General features: G+C 62.8%; 17 protein-coding genes. 14 read left to right on the top strand and 3 right to left on the bottom strand.

Annotation, left to right across the window (positions count from 1 at the left end; genetic code table 11):
* The first annotated feature begins 12 nt into the window (after window positions 1-12).
* From LB524_RS23355 to LB524_RS23320, 8 genes are all read left to right on the top strand, one after another.
* A complete protein-coding gene (locus tag LB524_RS23355) occupies window positions 13-1,071 on the top strand; it encodes an ABC transporter ATP-binding protein (protein WP_224530720.1) in 1,059 nt (352 codons plus the stop codon).
* A 13-nt stretch (window positions 1,072-1,084) separates the two neighbouring features.
* Window positions 1,085-2,131: an ABC transporter substrate-binding protein gene (locus LB524_RS23350; RefSeq protein WP_224530520.1), complete on the top strand. Its 1,047-nt coding sequence runs from the start codon at window positions 1,085-1,087 to the stop codon at window positions 2,129-2,131.
* A gap of 134 nt (window positions 2,132-2,265) precedes the next feature.
* The gene (locus tag LB524_RS23345; protein ID WP_224530517.1) at window positions 2,266-3,996 is read left to right on the top strand and encodes an ABC transporter permease; all 1,731 of its coding nucleotides are present in this window, start codon (window positions 2,266-2,268) and stop codon (window positions 3,994-3,996) included.
* A gap of 210 nt (window positions 3,997-4,206) precedes the next feature.
* Window positions 4,207-4,914, top strand: a complete 708-nt coding sequence (locus LB524_RS23340; protein WP_224530505.1) for an FCD domain-containing protein — start codon at window positions 4,207-4,209, stop codon at window positions 4,912-4,914.
* Between the two features lie 242 nt (window positions 4,915-5,156).
* Window positions 5,157-6,566 carry an MmgE/PrpD family protein gene (locus tag LB524_RS23335; protein ID WP_224530502.1) on the top strand — a complete coding sequence of 470 codons (1,410 nt, stop codon included), beginning with the start codon at window positions 5,157-5,159 and terminating at the stop codon, window positions 6,564-6,566.
* A gap of 58 nt (window positions 6,567-6,624) precedes the next feature.
* Window positions 6,625-7,716, top strand: a complete 1,092-nt coding sequence (locus LB524_RS23330; RefSeq protein WP_224530500.1) for an isocitrate/isopropylmalate dehydrogenase family protein — start codon at window positions 6,625-6,627, stop codon at window positions 7,714-7,716.
* Window positions 7,703-8,788 carry a tartrate dehydrogenase gene (locus LB524_RS23325; protein WP_224530496.1) on the top strand — a complete coding sequence of 362 codons (1,086 nt, stop codon included), beginning with the start codon at window positions 7,703-7,705 and terminating at the stop codon, window positions 8,786-8,788. Before LB524_RS23330 ends, LB524_RS23325 begins: the two co-directional genes overlap by 14 nt.
* Window positions 8,789-8,928: 140 nt before the next feature.
* Entirely contained in the window at window positions 8,929-9,156 is a 228-nt protein-coding gene (locus LB524_RS23320) for a hypothetical protein (RefSeq protein WP_224530719.1), read from the top strand.
* 131 nt (window positions 9,157-9,287) lie between these two features.
* Here LB524_RS23320 and LB524_RS23315 read toward each other — a convergent pair whose 3' ends face one another.
* On the bottom strand, window positions 9,288-10,274 hold the full coding sequence (locus tag LB524_RS23315) for an aldo/keto reductase (protein ID WP_224530495.1): 987 nt from the start codon (window positions 10,272-10,274) through the stop codon (window positions 9,288-9,290).
* A gap of 176 nt (window positions 10,275-10,450) precedes the next feature.
* Between LB524_RS23315 and LB524_RS23310 the strand changes: the two genes are divergently transcribed.
* The 5 genes from LB524_RS23310 (at window position 10,451) to LB524_RS23290 (ending at window position 15,056) form a co-directional block, all read left to right on the top strand.
* Window positions 10,451-11,659, top strand: a complete 1,209-nt coding sequence (locus tag LB524_RS23310; protein ID WP_140789339.1) for an ABC transporter substrate-binding protein — start codon at window positions 10,451-10,453, stop codon at window positions 11,657-11,659.
* A 73-nt stretch (window positions 11,660-11,732) separates the two neighbouring features.
* Window positions 11,733-12,605 carry a branched-chain amino acid ABC transporter permease gene (locus LB524_RS23305; RefSeq protein WP_096455234.1) on the top strand — a complete coding sequence of 291 codons (873 nt, stop codon included), beginning with the start codon at window positions 11,733-11,735 and terminating at the stop codon, window positions 12,603-12,605.
* Window positions 12,602-13,612: a branched-chain amino acid ABC transporter permease gene (locus LB524_RS23300; protein ID WP_224530493.1), complete on the top strand. Its 1,011-nt coding sequence runs from the start codon at window positions 12,602-12,604 to the stop codon at window positions 13,610-13,612. The genes LB524_RS23305 and LB524_RS23300 overlap by 4 nt, the downstream gene beginning before the upstream one ends.
* Window positions 13,609-14,328, top strand: coding sequence for an ABC transporter ATP-binding protein (locus LB524_RS23295; protein ID WP_224530491.1), 720 nt, complete (start codon window positions 13,609-13,611; stop codon window positions 14,326-14,328). Before LB524_RS23300 ends, LB524_RS23295 begins: the two co-directional genes overlap by 4 nt.
* A complete protein-coding gene (locus LB524_RS23290) occupies window positions 14,325-15,056 on the top strand; it encodes an ABC transporter ATP-binding protein (RefSeq protein WP_224530490.1) in 732 nt (243 codons plus the stop codon). The genes LB524_RS23295 and LB524_RS23290 overlap by 4 nt, the downstream gene beginning before the upstream one ends.
* A 26-nt stretch (window positions 15,057-15,082) precedes the next feature.
* On the opposite strand, the gene LB524_RS23285 is transcribed toward LB524_RS23290, so the two are convergent.
* Complete coding sequence (locus LB524_RS23285) at window positions 15,083-15,823, bottom strand: FadR/GntR family transcriptional regulator (RefSeq protein WP_140789331.1); 741 nt, start codon at window positions 15,821-15,823, stop codon at window positions 15,083-15,085.
* 119 nt (window positions 15,824-15,942) lie between these two features.
* Here LB524_RS23285 and LB524_RS23280 point away from each other — a divergent pair, with 119 nt between their 5' ends.
* Complete coding sequence (locus tag LB524_RS23280) at window positions 15,943-16,848, top strand: NAD(P)-dependent oxidoreductase (protein WP_224530489.1); 906 nt, start codon at window positions 15,943-15,945, stop codon at window positions 16,846-16,848.
* Window positions 16,849-16,922: 74 nt separating this feature from the next.
* Here the strand turns inward: LB524_RS23280 and LB524_RS23275 are convergent, their stop codons facing one another.
* Window positions 16,923-17,726: a FadR/GntR family transcriptional regulator gene (locus LB524_RS23275; RefSeq protein ID WP_140789327.1), complete on the bottom strand. Its 804-nt coding sequence runs from the start codon at window positions 17,724-17,726 to the stop codon at window positions 16,923-16,925.
* Between the last annotated feature and the right edge of the window lie 2 nt (window positions 17,727-17,728).

Genomic DNA, 17,728 nt, shown 5'->3' with positions numbered 1-17,728 from the left:
CCTTTGGCCTTTGTGGAGCTCGACAAGCTGACCAAGCGCTACGGCAAGTTGACGGTGGTCAACGGTGTCGATCTCGCCATCGAAAAGGGAAAGCTGGTGTGCCTGCTCGGACCGTCGGGCTGCGGCAAGACCACGACCCTGCGCTTGATCGCTGGCTTTGTTCAGCCGTCGGATGGCCAGATCCGCGTCGGTGGCCGTGTTGTGTCGTCGCCGCACGCCAGCGAACCGCCGGAAGCGCGCAACATGTCGATGATCTTCCAGAGCTATGCGCTCTGGCCGCATATGACGGTGTTCGAGAACATCGCCTACGGTTTGCGGCTTCGTCGCATGGGCAAGGCCGATATTCAGACAAAGACAGGTCGCATCCTCCAGGCGACCAAGCTCGAATGTCTGGCCGAGCGCTATCCGGGCGAGTTGTCAGGCGGTCAGCAACAGCGTGTCTCCCTGGCGAGGGCCCTTGTCATCGAGCCGGAGACGCTGCTCCTCGACGAGCCGCTTTCCAACCTCGACGCCAATCTTCGCGAGGAGATGCGGTTTGAAATCCGCCGGCTTCACGACGAGTTCCGCTACACGACTGTTTATGTCACGCACGATCAGACGGAGGCCATGACCGCCGCCGATGTCATCGTGGTGATGAACCAGGGCAATGTCGAGCAGGCGGGTTCACCCGAGGACATTTACGAGCGGCCTCGATCGGAATTTGTCGCGCAATTCATCGGTGGCACCAACATCTTCAAGGGCAATCGGGTCGGAACGGACACCGTCGATTGCGGCAACGGTCTGGTGCTGCGCTGTGGCAGCGGCGACTATGCCGCCAGTGGCCAGACCGCCGTATCCGTGCGGCATCACGATCTGCATCTCACCAACGAGAAACAGAAAGGCGATCCGAGTAACTGGGCCACCGGAAAGGTCGTGCGCCAGGTCTATCTCGGGTCGCATCGCGATTATCTCGTCAATCTATCAGGTGGCGAAACCGTGCGGGCGATCGCGCCTGTCGATGTCGCGGTCCCGGAAAACCAGCAAATTTGGCTTCATTGCCCACCTGATCGTTGCCGGGCGCTCGCACACTAGGGAGAGAGAGAGAATGTCCAACAGGAAAGTCGCAGCAGGCGCGCTCTTGGCGGCCTTGACATGGGGGCAGATGGCATGGGCAGCCCCGCCCGAGCCCTACAAGGTCACGGACGATCTTGTCGCCGCCGCAACCAAGGAAGCGTCGGTCGTCTATTACACCTCCACCGACGTCCAGGTCGCCGAGAAACTGGGCGCCGCATTCGAGGCGCACTATCCGGGCATCAAGGTCCACGTTGAAAGGGCCGGTTCGGAGCGCGTCTTCCAGCGCATAGGCCAGGAGTATTCGAGCGGCATCCACAACGCCGACGTCATCGAGACCTCCGACGCATCCCACTTCCTGACGTTCAAGGATCAGAACTGGTTGACGCCTGCCGTTCCGGAGGATGTCGCCAAGATGTGGCCGGAAAAGGATCGTGACCCCGATGGTCTCTATGCGGCTTTCCGCGCCACGCTGACGGTAATCGCCTACCGGACCGACATGGTCAAGGAAGAGGACGCGCCGAAGACCTGGACCGATCTGCTCGATCCCAAATACAAGGACAAGCTGGTGAAGTCGCACCCCGGCTACAGCGGCAACGTGATGACCGCCACCTATGCTCTTAGCCAGCTTCTCGGATGGGACTATTTCGAGAAATTGGGCAAGCAGGGTGTGATGCAGGTTCAGTCCTCGACGGAACCGCCGAAGGTCCTCGCCCAGGGTGAACGCCCGATCCAGGCTGACGGCAATGAATACAACGTGTTCATCCTCCAGGACAAAGGCGTGCCGATCAAGGCTGTCTATCCGGCGGAAGGAACCTCGATCGCTTACGGCAACGCGGCGATCCTGGCCTACGCTCCTCACCCGAACGCAGCCAAGCTGTTCTATTCCTTCATGTTCTCGCAGGAAGCACAGCAGTTGAACGATGATTTCGGTGGTTTGCGTTCGGTTCGCCCAGATGTGAAGGAGAAATCCAACCGCACCCCGCTGTCGCAAATCAAGCTTCTCGACTCAGATCCATCCAACGTTCGGGATGCCGTCGAAGAGATCAAGCAGAAGTACGAAGAGTATTTCGGCACCTAAGAAGCGGCTCGGCGCCCCCCGGATTGGGCCGCGGAGTAGAAGATCAGGCGATGTCGCCGCTGGCGACATCGCGAGATCCCGGGCCAGTCCGGCGGATGTCTCGCCGACATCGGATCAAACCCAGAGGTGACCAGGTGACCATCGCTGCATTGTCCCCCGATTCCGCCAACAGGCGACACCTCGGCAGGTTCGATTTGTCGACGCCGCTGTTCGTGTTTCTTGCGGTCGTTCTGTGTGTGCTGGTCCTGCTGCCATTGTTCTGGCTGGGATACTATGCTCTGACCAACAAGGCTGGTTCACCAACCCTGGCGAACCTGGCTCGTCTCTTTACCGATGCCACAATTCGCCGGGCCTTCCTTATATCGCTGAGCATGGCCGGTTGTGTCGGCCTGTTTTCTTGCCTGGTGGCCACACCGTTGGCTTGGCTTGTCGCGCGCACCGATATGCCGGGACAGCGCCTGGTCCGCAGTCTGGTGACGGCATCCTTTGTGACGCCGCCATTCCTGGGTGCTATTGCCTGGGCGATGCTGGCCGCACCGAACAGCGGCATTCTCAACAATATCTACCGCTGGGCATTTGGCCTCGATCAATCACAGGCCCTGTTCAACATCTACACCTTCACCGGGCTGGTGTTCGCGGTCACTTGTTACTCGTTCCCTTTCGTCTTCACGCTTGTCGCCAACGCGTTCGACAAAGTGCCATCCGATCTCGAGGAAGCATCGGCGATCCTTGGCGGCAAGCCAGGCACCACATTGCGGCGGGTGACGTTGCCGATGGTGTTGCCGGCGATGCTCGCTGGGTCCCTGGTTGCCATCGTCCAAGCCTTCACCATGTTCGGTTCGCCGGCGATCCTGGCGCTGCCGGCCGGGTTCCACGTTCTCACCACCAAGATCTGGAGTTTCTTCCAGTTTCCTCCACGGCTTGATCTGGCGGCAGCGAGCGCCGTGCCCCTGCTTGTGGTGACCATGCTCTTGCTGTGGGGGCAGAGATGGCTGCTCGGACGCCGTGGCTACACCGTGCTCGGCGGCAAGAGCGGCACCCCTCGGCGTGTGAAGCTGGGCAACTGGAAATGGCTGGCGGGTGCATACGTCCTGTTCATCCTGTGCGTGACGATCCTGTTTCCCTACCTGGCCTTGCTCAAGGTGGCTCTGACCCACAACATTTCCGAACCGCTCACCTGGAGTTCCTTGACGCTCCACAACTTCCATTTCGTGCTTTTCGAATTTTCCAGCACGCGGCTCGCCATCTGGAACACCTTAATCCTCGGCCTGGCGACGGCAACGATCGCGACCGGCATAGCTCTTGTCGTGTCCTATTTGGTCGCGCGCCGAGCCGTGCCGGGCGCCTCGCTGCTCGGCATGCTGGCAACCGCCCCGATTGCAATTCCAGGCATTGTCCTCGGCGTCGGCCTCTTCCTGGCCTACGCCAATCCGACCTTCGGACTTTATGGCACGCTCTGGATCCTGCTGATTGCGTTCCTGACGATCGAGCTTCCGGCCGGCTATCAGCAACTGTCATCAGCCTTCCACGGCGTGCATCCGGAGTTGGAGGAAGCCAGCCGCATTCTCGGCGCCACCCGTCTGAAGACGCTTTGGCAGATCACCGCACCGCTGTTGCGCACCAGCCTGATCGCAGCTTGGTGTTTCGTCTTCATCGGTACCATCAGGGAATTGTCGGCGACGGTCCTGCTGACGACGGCGCAGACCAAGCTGGTCTCGGTCATCATCTATGACCTAAACGAAAGCGGCGACTATGGGGCGATTTCGGTGCTTGGCATTCTGCTGCTGGTGGTCTCGTTCACCGTCGTCTTCATAGCCAACAAGGTTCCAGTTCTCGGCGGAGCGCCTTCGAGAAGTGGCAGTTGACGGGATGGTGGTCTGGTTCCACAGCAATTATCAGCGTTTCGCTTGACAAGAGGAAGTATCGTCTCAGTCATGGGTTCGATTGGATGTGTCGGCATCAATTCGATGAGGGAGATCAAACCGTGGATGACGCGCAGGCAAGGCGCTGGCGGCCATCGAGACCGGATCAAGCAAGCGGTATCTTCCGTGGGGCATTGAACGGAATTCGGGCCCATGGCTAACGAAACCGAGAGCATGCAGGGATTTTCGCCCATCGACTTTTTGCGCACGCGCTCGCTCGCCAATGTCGTGCAGCACGAAATAGAGCGAATGATAGTCGAGGGAGAATTCACGCCTAACGAGAGGATCAACGAAAACGCCCTGGCCCAGCAACTCAAGGTCAGTAGGGGGCCGATCCGGGAAGCGTGCAGCGCGCTGGCGGCTCTCGGACTGATCCAGGTGATCCCCAACCGGGGGTTTTTCGTGCGTGAACTCAGCGATGACGAGGCCCGTGATGTCTCGGAAGCGCGCGCGTACATCTTTGCCTGCATGACCATGAGTGTTGCGGAGAGGATCACCGACCCCGAGGTCACCAGGTTGAGTGCGCTCGTCGATCGCATGGATGCGCTGGCGAAGACCGGCGAGGTGAGCCAGTACTATCCGGTCAATCTGGAATTCCATTCCGAACTGGCCAGGATGTGTGGCAACGCACGCTTGGCGCAGATTTATCTCGGTCTCGCTCGTGAGCTCCATATCCAGCGCTATCGGGCACTGGCAAGTGGTGACGTGCTCGACATTTCCAACCACGAGCATCGGGCCATAGTGGAGGCTGTCGCCGCTCGCGATCCGCAACGGGCCTTCACGGCCGGGCGCGCGCATATCGTCAATGGCACGTCGCGCACACGCAGGGCCAACGCGGCTTTGCGCCACGGCTCCGACTGATCTCCCAGGGCGCTCGCACTCACTTCTGCATGCGACGTCGAGGATACGGGCGCCCGTAGCATTGGCATGCCGGTGATGTGGTTTGCCTTCCAAAAAACTTACTCATCCTGTCGACAAAAAATTGTTGACAGTTTACCAAAACTGCCTTCCTAGTCCTCTGCACCACGAGGCCATGACATGGAGTCGAGCTCGAACTCGGTGCCTGTCTGTGCCGCTATACCGGTCGACGGAGAGGATTACCAATGCACGACACCGCGCCTGCAGGTCTCACAAACTACGTGGCGGAATTCGTCGCAACAGCCACTCCGGAGGATCTGCCGGCCGACGTTGTTGCTCTCGGCAAGAAGTCGATACTGGATGGCATTGGGCTGGCTCTTTCAGGTTCGGTCGCGCAAAGCGGCGACCTTGTCCGCCGCCATCTCGATGAGCTCGGGCTTATGCCAGGTGCCGCGACGGTCATCGGAGCTGGCCGCAAGGTTGCCCCCCGCTTTGCGGCATTCGCCAATGGTGTCGGCATTCATGCCGACGACTATGACGACACCCAGCTGGCCGTGGCGACAGATCGCGTCTACGGCTTGCTGACCCATCCCACGGCGCCGGCATTGCCCGCGGCCCTGGCCATCGGTGAACAGGTGGGTGCCTCGGGCAAGCAGGTCATGTTGGCGTACCATCTCGGCGTCGAGGTCGAGTGCAAGATCGCCGAGGCCATCGCGCCCCGCCACTATCAGACCGGATTTCACGCGACGGCCACTTGCGGGACCTTTGCCGCCGCCTCGGCTGCGGCCTGGCTTCTGCGTCTCGACGCGAAAACCACGGCTCGCGCGCTTTCCATCGCCGGCAGCCAGTCGGCTGGCCTGCGGGAGAATTTCGGCACGATGACCAAGCCGTTCCATGCGGGGCGTGCATCGGAAAGCGGCGTCGCCGCTGCACAATTCGCCGCCCATGGATGGACTGCTACCGACAAGATACTGGAGGCCCCGCGCGGGTTCTTCCAGGCAGCCGGCGGCGGTTACGACGAGAACGCCATCCGCGGACGCCTCGGCGCCTCCTGGACGTTCGCCAACCCGGGCATCTCGATCAAGCCGCATCCCTCGGGGTCGTTGACTCATCCGGGGATGACGGAGATGGCGCGCCTTATCCGCGAGCATGGCATCAAGGCTGGGGATGTGAAGCACGTGCGGGTCGGCACCAACTCCAACATGCCGAATGCCCTGATCCATCACCATCCACATGACGAACTCCAAGCCAAGTTCTCCATGGAGTTCTGCATGGCGATCCTCTTGCTCGACGGCAAGGCCGGGCTTGGCGAGTTTACGGATGCGACCACTCAGCGCGACGACGTCAAAGCGATGATCGACAAGGTTGATTTCGTCGTTGACGAAAGGGCAGAGAAGGCCGGCTATCACAAGATGACGACGATCATCGACATCACGCTCAATGATGGCCGCGTCATCCACGGCGAGGCTGATTTCGGCAAGGGCAGCCCCGCCAATCCGATGAGCTATGAAGAGGTTGCCGACAAATTTCGGGACAATGCGGCTCATGCCCGCCTTGCCCGTTCGGCGGCCGACGAGGTCGTCTCGCTGGTGCGTGACCTCGAAGAACAGCCCTCGCTCGAGCGGTTGATGGCACTGGTCGCCAAGGCCGGCTGACGGTCTTCGTGGCGCTGCGGCGGCAGCGCCGCAGCCGGCATTTAGAAAGGTTGGTCCGATGGCCCATCTCACGATCGGCATGCTCAATGGCGATGATATCGGAGACGAAATCGTGCCCGCTGCGGTGCGCATCGCCCGGGCCGCCGCGGCTCGAACGGGTCTGGAGATCGACTGGCGACCAATGCCGATCGGCCGCTCGGCACTCGACACGCACGGCTCGACAATGCCCGACGGCACGCTTGAGACGCTTTCGACGCTTGATGGCTTCATCCTCGGCCCGATCGGGCATCGCGCCTATCCAAAGGTGCCTGGTGCGATCAATCCGCATCCGATCCTGCGCAAGCACTTCGGCCTTTTCGCCAATGTCCGGCCGACGCGTTCCTTCCCCGGTCTCGGCGCACTGTTCGACGACGTCGATCTCGTCATCGTTCGGGAAAACAACGAAGGCTTCCAGCCTGATCGCAATGTGGTCGCTGGTTCGGGAGAATTTCGCCCAACGCACGACACGACGATTTCAGTTCGTGTCATCACCCGCGCCGGCAGCTATCGTGTCGCCAGGGCCGCGCTCGAACTTGCCAGGAACCGGCGCAAGAAGCTGACGATCGTTCACAAGGACACCGTGTTCAAGCTGGGCTGCGGCATGTTCGTGGAGGAGTGCTATCGGGCCGCCGAGCAGTTCCCCGATGTCGCGGTCGATGAGGTTATCGTCGACACCTTCGCCATGCGGCTGCTGCGCGATCCTCAGACATTCGATGTCGTCGTCACCACCAACATGTTCGGCGACATACTGAGCGACGAGGCCGCAGGCCTTGTCGGCGGCCTCGGCATGGCGCCTGGCCTGTGTATCGGCGAAGGCAACATAGCCATGGCGCAGGCGGCGCACGGGTCAGCCCCCGATATCGCCGGCAAGGGCATCGTCAATCCCTACGCGATGATCGAATCCACCCGCATGCTGCTGGAATGGCTTGGCCACAACCGTGGCATTGCCGAGGCGCTCGCCGCGGCGTCGATCATGGCCGAAGCCACCGTTGCCGCACTTGCCCGGCCCGAAACGCGAACGGGCGACATACGCGGAACCACCCACACCGAAGGAATGACCAGCGCCATTGTCGCTGCCATCGAGAAGGAATCTGAAAATGTGCTCGCATAAGATTGCGGTCATTGGCGGTGACGGTATTGGGCCGGAGGTGGTTGAGGCCGGCGTCGAGGTACTGGAAGCCTTGGCTGCCGTCGAGCCGGGCCTTGCCTTCGACTTCAAGCGCTTCGACTGGGGCTCGGACTACTATCGCCGCAACGGCCGCATGATGCCGCAGGATGGCCTCGAACAGATCAAAGGCTTCGATGCCATCTACTTCGGCTCGGTCGGCGATCCGAACCTTCCCGACGATATCACGCTCTGGGGCCTGCGTTTGGCTATCTGCCAGGGATTCGACCAATACGCCAATGTGCGGCCGACGCGCCTCCTGCCTGGGCTGACCGGCCCTCTGCGGCCCGAACTCGGCAAGCAGATAGACTGGGTAATCGTCCGCGAAAACAGCGAAGGCGAATATGCCGGCGTCGGCGGTCGCGCCCATCGCGGCCTGCCGATCGAAGTCGGCATGGATGTAGCCGTCTTTACCCGCACCGGCATCGAACGGATCGCCCGCTTTGCCTGTGACATTGCCATGTCGCGCCCCCGCAAGCTGCTGACAGTGGTCACAAAGTCCAATGCACAACGCCATGGCATGGTGCTCTGGGACGAAGTCGTGCGCGAAGTGGTTCGCGACTACCCCGGTCTGATCGTCGACTGGATGCTGGTCGATGCGATGACACAGCGCATGGTCAACAAGCCCGGCAGCATCGACACGGTTCTGGCGACCAACCTCCATGCCGATATCCTTTCCGATCTGGCCGCAGCACTTGGCGGGTCGCTCGGCATCGGCTCGACATCGAACATCGATCCGTCGCGCAGCCGGCCGTCCATGTTCGAACCCATCCATGGTTCGGCCTTCGACATAACCGGCAAGGGCGTCGCCAATCCGCTTGGATCGTTTTGGACCGCAAGCTTGATGCTTGACCATCTCGGTGAGCAGGCTGCGTCGCGACGTCTCATGATTGCGATCGAAACCGTCACCGGCCGAGGAGAATATCTGAGCCCCGACCTTGGTGGCGCCGCCAGCACCGCCGAGGTAACCGCCGCGGTGATCGCCGCAGTTTCGGGTGTGAACAGTCCAAGCTCCTGACGCTCGCCCGGACAGAAGTTCACATTACACGCGCCTTTCGCCAGACTGCAGACGCTTGCGCGCTCGCTATTATCGGTCGCGCTAAGGCTTTGTTCCGCGTTGATGGCCGCTGACCTGGTCGCCATCTTCCGGCTTCAGATATCGCCACCGACGATCACCAACAATGGACCGATCATGGCGACTTTGGTCATGCGGTTCGCGGCGGCTTCGTCAGTCCCCACAGCCACACGTCACTCGGCAGGATCCTGGCCGGCGAGGCGTTGGGACGAAACACGGATGCCCGCATCACGATCGTCGATCTGACCGGCTTGCCGGTTCTCGACCTCGCCATCGCAACGCTGGCCGTCGAGACGATCGAAACCACCTGATCGATCGCGGAGAAACGGCATCAGGATTGATTGGGGCCGCTTGGGCCTTTGGTTTCTGAGGCAACGCTTATTTCGTCATATCAGGCTGCGGAAGCGTCAATGTGGCGCTCGCGATGTCGAGGAGATATTGCTTACCAGCGTTGATGCACATGGGGCTTTATGTCCTGGTCGTAGACGTCCCGGATCTTGCTCATGAGTTCATCGGATAGCGGCGGGAGGTCTGCGGCTTCGGCGTTGGAACGGGCCTGTGTGGCATTGCGAGCGCCCGGAATGACGACGCTCACCGCGTCGAACATCAGGATCCAGCGCAGCGCGAATTTCGCCATCGTCGTGTCGCCGGAAACCAGCGGCCGGATGCGCTCGACCGCCGCCAGCCCGACCTCATAGGGCACGCCCGAAAACGTCTCGCCGACATCGAAGGCTTCGCCGCTGCGGTTGAACAGGCGATGGTCGGTGGTCTCGAATTTGGTGTCGGCCTTGAACTTGCCCGACAGCAAGCCGCTGGCCAGCGGCACGCGGGCGATGATGGCCACATCGTTTTTTTTCGCCTGCTCGAAGAACAGTTCGGCCGGGCGCTGGCGGAAGGCGTTGAAGATGATCTGCACGCTGACGACGCCGGGATATTGCATCGCCTTCAGCGCCTCTTCGACTCGCTCGACGCTGACGCCGTAATTGCGGATCTTGCCTTGCTCGACGAGCCGGTCGAGGCGCTCGAAAACCTCCGGGTGATAGTAGAGGTCGGTCAGTGGGCAATGCAGCTGCACGAGATCGAGCGTGTCGGCCTCGAGATATTTGAGGCTGCGGTCGATCCAGTCGGTCAGGTTCTCCTGGCTGAAGCCCTCGACCCTCTGTGACGGCAACCGCTTTCCGGCCTTGGTGGCGATGAACGGCCGTTCGCCGCCGCGCTCCTTCATCACCCTGGCGATGAGTTTTTCGGAGCGGCCGTCGCCGTAGACGTCCGCGGTGTCGACGAACGTGACGCCGGCATCGAGGGCTGCATGGAGAGCGGCCACCGCATCGTCGTCATTGACCTCGCCCCAGGCGGCACCGATCGCCCATGAGCCAAAGCCAATTTCGCTGACTGATCTGCCGGTACGGCCGAATTTCCGTGATTGCATCTTGCTATTCCTGACTGCGGCTTGCCGGCAATTCCGGCTTTGCGATTCTGATTTTCGGGAAGCCTCTTATCGCATGGCAATGCGATTGACATCCCCGTCCGTAAGATTTACCAGATTACAGGGTTGTATGACAACCCGGTAAGGCTGCAATCATTTGGAGTCGGGAGGATCTCAAATTGAAAACCGTTCTTAAACTGGGCGCGGCCCTGTGCCTTGGCGCGCTTGCTCATCCTGCATTGGCCGAGGACAGCATCGTCAAGATTGGCGTTGTCGCGGCCGAGTCGGGCTCGTTCGTGTCCGCCGGCCATACCTTGCCGGCGGGCGTCGGCCTTGCCGTCAAGCAGATCAACGATGCCGGCGGCTTCAAAGTCGGCGGCAAGACCTACAAGCTCGAAATGGTCAAGCGCGACGACCGCACCGATATCGCGACCGCAATCGCCGCCACCCAGGAATTGGTGCGCGACGTCAAGGTGCAGGCAATCTTCGGCTCGGAAACGCATGACTTCACGCTGGCCATGGCCAAGATCACCCAGCCGGCCAAGATCATCCATTTCGCCGGCAATTCGACGCTGGCAAAAATCCTCAACCCCGATAGCGTCAAGCCGGGCGGCGAGGACCACTATCTCTTCCAGTCCGAACCGCAGGAGTTCCAGCGCTCCGGATCGACCGCGCGCGGCGTGCTCTCCCTGCTCGAGCCGCTGCTTGGCTTCAAGCCGAAGAAATCGGTGATGATCGTCGGCAATGACGCCACCGGCCAGTTCCTGTCGTCCTACTACTACAAGGCGCTGAAGGCCGAGGGCCAGGATGTTCCGGACATCATCTTCTACCCGCCGGACACGACCGATTTCTCGCCCTTCCTGACGCGGGCCAAGAGCCTCAATCCGGACATCATCCACTTCTGGTACAATGGCGATTCAACGCTGACGGCGCTGCCGCAGGCGCTCGAACTCGGGGCCGCGAAAAGCTATTTCCTGTTCGGCGTCGACCCCGGCATCTGGAAGGAAAAGCAGCTTTCGGCCGATGTGCCGGTGGCGATGAGCTGTGTGCCGGTGTGCTGGGGCGAGTCCTCCAACCCGAAGGCCAAGGCCTATTTCGACGCCTATTTTGCCGCCGGCGCGCCGCATGGCGTGACCTCGTCGGTGTCGCTGCTCTACCACGACTATGTGCACTTCCTCGTCGAAGCCTGGCAGAAGGCCGACAGTTTCGATCCGGACAAGACGGTCGAGGCGCTGCTGAGCCTCCACCATCAGGGGGTGGTCTCGGATGATCTGACGTTCAATCCGACGCATCAGGTCACCCACGCCACCGAGGTCTGCGCCGCGGCACCCGGCGGCACCATCTCCTGCGCCATGCAGCAGCCGCCGGCCGAAGCGCCGAAGAGCTGATCCAGCATAGTCCCCGAGTTGGCGGCGCTACCCGCCGCCAACTCCGTTTCTTGCAATACAGGTCTCGATCGCCGTGGATATTTTCATCCAGCAAATCCTCAACGGCCTTTCCATCGCCAGCGTCATCACGCTCATTGCCATCGGCGTGACCCTGATCTTCGGCCTGACCGGCATCATCAACTTCGCCCATGGCGAGTTCCTGATGATCGGCGGCATCGTCACCTGGCTCGCCGTCAGCGCCGGCCTCGGTTTCCCCTTGGCGGTGGTGCTGGCGATCCTGGCGGTCGGGCTGATGGGCTACATCCTCGAGCGCGGCCTGTTCCGCTTCACGCTGGAGCGACCGACCAATGGCTTCATCGTTTCGCTCGGCCTCATCGTCGTGCTGCAGCATGTCGTCGTCTTGTTCTGGAACCCCAACCAGAAAAGCATTCCGCGCCCGCTGACCACGGTGTGGGAAGTTGGCGGCGTGCGTATCGCCTCGGTGCGCGTCATGGTGATCCTGATCACCATCGCCGTGGTGGCGCTGAGCTTCCGCATGATCACTGCAAGCCGCTACGGCCGGGCGCTGCGCGCCAGCGTCGAGGACCGTGATACGGCCGCACTGATGGGCATTCCGGTGCGCCGCTACATCACCGGCGTCTTCGTGCTCGGCAGTGCGCTGGCCGGGCTTGGCGGGGCGCTGCTGATCGCCCTGTTTCCGATCACGCCGTTCACCGGCGGCACCATGGTGATGAAGGGGTTTGCCGTGGCATTGATCGGCGGGCTCGGCAACATCTATGGTGCCGTCGCCGCCGGCCTCATCCTCGGCATCGTCGAAGGCTTCAGCGCCGGCTACGGCTTCTCGCAATGGACCGATGCCTATTCATTCGCCTTGATGATCCTGGTGCTGATCGTGCGCCCGCACGGCCTGTTCGGCGGCACCAGCGGACCCCGGATGGCGTCATGAATGCAGGTTCTGCCCTCAAGCCGTCGCGGTCGCTTCTGCCGGTACTGGTCATCCTCGCGCTGATCGCGGCCGTGCCGCTGTTTTCACCGAGCAACCGCTTCCTGTCGCTGGCGATATCGGCCGGCATCAATGTGATTGCGCTCTACGGCCTGTCGGTGCTGTTCGGCCAGACCGGCATCCTGTCGATGGGCCACGCCGCACTGGTCGGCGTCGGCGCCTACGCGGCGGCGATCCTGGCGCGGGACTTTGGCGTCGGCTTCTGGGCGGCGCTGCCGGCGGCGGCTGTTGCGAGTGCTGTCTTCGCCATGATCGTCGGCATTCCCTCGCTGCGCGTCGGCGGCCATCACTTCGTCATCATGACCTTTGCCTTCGGCCAGTTGCTGGCCATCGTGCTCACCAATGGCAGCGACTATACGGGTGCTGCGACCGGGCTTGATATCGCCGGTCCGGTCACCCTGTTCGGCGCCGATATGACCGACCTGACGCGCTACTATCTGATGGTCGTTGCCTTCGTGACCATAGCGGCGGTGGCGAGCTGGGCGATCATCCACTCCTCCTATGGCCGCACATTGCGGGCCATCCGCGAAAACGAAAAACTGGCCGCTTCACTCGGCATCAATGTCGGACGGCACAAGATCGGCGCCTTTGTCGTCAGCGGCATCTTTGCCGGCATCTCCGGCGTGCTGCTGGCCTATTTCCTTGGCCATATCTCGCCCTCGCAATTTTCTTCTTTCCCAAGCATCTACCTGGCGCTGATGGTGATGATCGGCGGCGCCAGGCTGATCGAGGGACCGTTGGCCGGCGGCATCCTTGTCGCCTTCCTGCCGGAGGTGCTCAACCTCGATCCGGTGCAGTCGCGCATCGTCTACGGCGTCTGCCTGATTGCGGTGATCATGCTTTTGCCCGACGGGTTGATCGCCGGCATCGTCCGAGCGCTCCGCGCGGCATTTTCGGGCAAGCCGAAACAGGAGACGGAAGAGCGCGACGCAGCGGAGGCTCGGCGATGAGCCCGTTCCTGGCGATCAGCGGCCTCAGCAAACAATTCGGCGGCGTAACAGCCCTTGCCGGCGTCGACCTCGCCATCGAAGAAGGCGAAATCCTTGGCGTCGTCGGCCCGAATGGCTCGGGCAAGACGACCTTGTTCAACGTCGTCACCGGCGTCCACAGGCCAAGCGGCGGCAGCGTGGCGTTTCGCGGGCAAGACATCACCGGTCTCAAGCCGCACGCCATATCGCGGGCAGGCATTGGCTACACCTTCCAGCAGGCCATGGCCTTTGCCGGACTTGGCGTGCTGGAGAATGTCCAGATCGCCGGCGAGCATGCCAGAGCCGGCATCGCCAGCCCGTGGCCCAGTCCACAGGCACTGCTCGATTTCGTCGGCCTGAAGGCGCTTGCAGGCGAAAAAGCCGGCGTGCTGCCGTTCGGCAGCCTGCGCCTGCTCGGCCTTGCGCTGGCGCTCGCCACGCGTCCGTCGCTGCTGTTGCTCGACGAGCCCGCCGCCGGCCTCAACGACCGCGAAACCACGGCCCTGGTCGGCCTTGTCCGCCAGCTTCCCGGCCATGGCATCACTGTCTGCGTCATCGACCACGACATGAAGCTGATGCAGATTCTGTGTCGGCGCCTTGCCGTGCTCGATTTCGGCTCCAAGATCGCCGACGGACCGACGGAAAAGGTGCTTGCCGATCCCAAGGTGCTGGAAGTCTATCTCGGAGGCGATCTGTGAGCCTGCTCGCCGTCTCCGATGTCGTCACCGGCTATGGCCCGACCATCGTCAACCGCGGCGTCTCGCTGACACTGGCCGAAGGCGAGATCGTCACCATCCTCGGCCCCAACGGCGCCGGCAAGTCGACGCTGCTCAAGGCCATCGCCGGCTTGATCAGACCCCGCGCGGGCAGCATCGCTTTCGATGGCGCCGAGGTGACCGGGCTTGCCGCCGATGTCATGGCCAGGCGCGGCGTCGTTCTGGTGCCGGAAGGCCGCAGGATCTTCGTCGACATGACGGTCGAGGAGAATTTGCGCCTCGGCGCCTATGCGCGTCGCGACGAGGCCGCCGTGGAAGTCGATTTCGCAACCATGCTGGCCTTCTTCCCGATCCTGGCCACCAAGCGGCGCGACAGAGGCGGCTCGCTGAGCGGCGGCCAGCAGCAGATGCTGGCGATCGCGCGCGGGCTAATGACGCGGCCGCGCGTGTTGCTGCTCGACGAGCCGTCGCTCGGCCTGTCGCCGCTGCTGGTCAAGGAGATCAAGGCGATCATTCTGGATATCGGCGTGCGCTTCGGCGCCTCGGTGCTGCTGGTCGAGCAGAATGCCGGTCTCGCGCTCGCCGTCGCCTCGCGCGGCTATCTCATGCAGAACGGCCGCATCGTCGTCTCCGGGCCGATCGCCGAATTGCGCGACATGTCGCTGATGCGCGAACTCTATCTCGGCGGCGTGGCGGGAGCAGCCGCATGAGCAATCCCTCTGTCGTGGCTTGCCTCTCAGTCGTGAGCAGCTTTGTCGCGCAAATCCTCGAAGCGGGCATAGCTCTTGGTCAGATGGTTGCGCATGGCGCGCCGCGCCGCGTTGACATCCCTGGCTTCGATCGCGGCAAGAATGGCATGGTGTTCGCGCTGCATTCGGTCCAGGTATTTCTCCCGCTCGGCCTCGGTCATCCGATCGAGCCGTGTCCACTGGCGCGGGATCATGGCGCTGCCGAACGTGTCGAACAGCCGGGTGAAATTGAGGTTCTGCGTCGCCGCGAGAATGGCGCGGTGGAAGCCAAAATCCTCTTCCGAGCCCGAGCCGCCGCCACGCACCGCCGCCTCCAGCGCGTTGAGCCGCGCGCTCATCTGCCCGAGTGCTGCGTCGCTGCGTCGCTCGGCGGCGAGGCCGGTCGCCTCGACCTCGATGCCCATGCGCAGTTCCAGCACGCGCAGCACCTCGTCGATCGATTCGAGATCGTCGGGCAGGATGGAAAAAGTCCGTGGCAGCGGATCCTTGGCGACGAAAGCGCCGAGGCCCTGGCGGGTAGTGATCAGCCCGCGAGCCCGCAGTGCTGCAAGCGCCTCGCGCACCACGGTGCGGCTCACACCCGTGGCGGCGACGATCTCCTGCTCGGTCGGCAGCCGCTGGCCGGGCGCCAGATCGCCGGACTCGATCTGAGCGATCAGCGTGTTGACCAGCCCGGTCCGCAAATTGGGCGCCTGCGGTATGGCATCGAAAAGCATGGTCTCTGCCATCGCGCGGGCTCCGGTCCGAGTCTTCGGCAAAGGCCGATTCGGCAAAGGATTGCATCGACAGGTGCGCGCCGCAAGGTGACGAAAGTTGAGCCCGCCCACGCGGGTCAAAGGAGGATTTTATGAAAGAACGCATTGGCTTCATCGGCCTGGGCAGCATGGGCGCCGGCATGGCCGACAATCTGCTGCGCAAGGGCTGGCCGCTGACTGTCTGCGTGCACCGCAGCCGCACCGCCGCCGACCAATTGATCGCGGGCGGCGCCGCCGAGGCGGCAAGTCCGCGCGAACTCGCCGCCACCAGCAACATCGTCATCCTGTGCGTCACCGGCTCGCGCGAGGTCGAAGCGCTGGTCAAGGGGCCGGATGGGCTGGCCGCAGCCGGCACGCCGCTGCTGATCATCGACTGCTCGACCTCCAACCCGTCTTCGACGACGGCGCTTGCCGCCGAGTTGGCCACGCACGGCATGACGCTGATCGACGCGCCGCTGGCGCGCACGCCCAAGGAAGCCGCCGAAGGCAAGCTCGACGTCATGGTCGGCGGCCCGGCCGAGGCAGTCGCCCGCGCGCGGCCGGTGCTCGAAGCCTTCGCCGCCCGCATCGTCCACACCGGCCCGACCGGCAGCGGCCACACCATGAAGCTGCTCAACAATTTCGTCTCGATGGGCTATTCCGCCATCTATTCGGAAGCGCTGACGCTCGGCGCCAAGGCCGGACTGACGCCGCAGGTCTTCAACAGCGTCATCTCAGGCAGCCGCATGGATTGCGGCTTCTACCAGGCCTTCTTCGACTTCGTGCTGAACCGCAACGAAAACGCCCAGCGCTTCGCCATCGCGAACGCGCTGAAGGACATGACCTATCTTGCCTCGTTCGCGCAGGCTGCCGGCATCGCCAATCCGATCGGCGCGGCGGTGCGCAACGGGTTTGCCACCGCCGTCACGACAGGCCATGGCGAGAAGTTCGTGCCGGCGCTGTCGGATATTGTCGCGGGGTTGAATGGGGTGTCGTTGGTGGAGCCACCGGGGGCGTGAAATCGCGTGGCGGCTCCGGAGTGGGGGCTGCCTGGCGATCGGCATGGTTCAGGCGAGCGCGGCTGGCTAAGACTTTATCCCCCAGCCCGCCCACGAACCGCCTTTCGCGATCTCGAATGCCGCATCGGAGACGCCGCCTCCGGCACCAGCGCTGCCTCCGCAGCCACGTCCCCATCATGCAGCCCAACCCGCAGCGCCGCGCCCGCCAGATGGTCGCGCATCGCCGCTTGCGCGCCCTCCACATCGCCGGCGCGGATGGCGGACAGGATGCGCTCGTGTTCGCCCAGCGTGATGCGGGCCATGTCGTCCGACTTCTGCTGGTTGCCTGCGGCGAGGATGCTTTCGCGGACACGCTCGGAAACAAAGACCAGGAACTGGCCCATATAGGAATTGCGCGTCGCCTCGGCGACGGTGCGGTGGAACTCGAGGTCGCTGCGCAGCCAGGCGACGCTGCCATAGGGGGCCGCCCGCATGCCGGCCAGCGCATCGCCCATCGCGGCGAGATCGGTTTCCGAGCGCCGTTTGGCGGCAAGGGCTGCCGCCTGCACTTCGAGGATGCCGCGCAGTTCGAACAGGTTGCGGAAGGAATCGGCGCGCTGCAGCGCCTCATAGTCGATGGTCAGCACCGTCGGGTTGTTGCTCTCCACCACGAAGGCGCCGCGCCCCTGCTGCGACCAGATGCGGCCTTCCGAGCGCAGCCGCGCGATCGCCTCGCGCACCACGTTGCGGCTGACGCCGAAAGTGGTCGCAAGCGCCTGCTCGGTCGGCAACTGGTCGCCGGGCTTCAAGCGCCCTTGCGCGATCTCGCGCGAGATGGAACTCGCCACCAAAGTGGAGAGGTGCGGACCGCGATTGACCTTGTCAAGTTTCAGCGTCATCG

Source organism: Mesorhizobium sp. ESP6-5 (assembly GCF_020164695.1).
Classification (GTDB): domain Bacteria; phylum Pseudomonadota; class Alphaproteobacteria; order Rhizobiales; family Rhizobiaceae; genus Mesorhizobium; species Mesorhizobium australicum.
The sequence above is the reverse complement of the archived record's forward strand: the minus strand, read 5'-3'. Positions and strand labels throughout refer to the sequence as shown.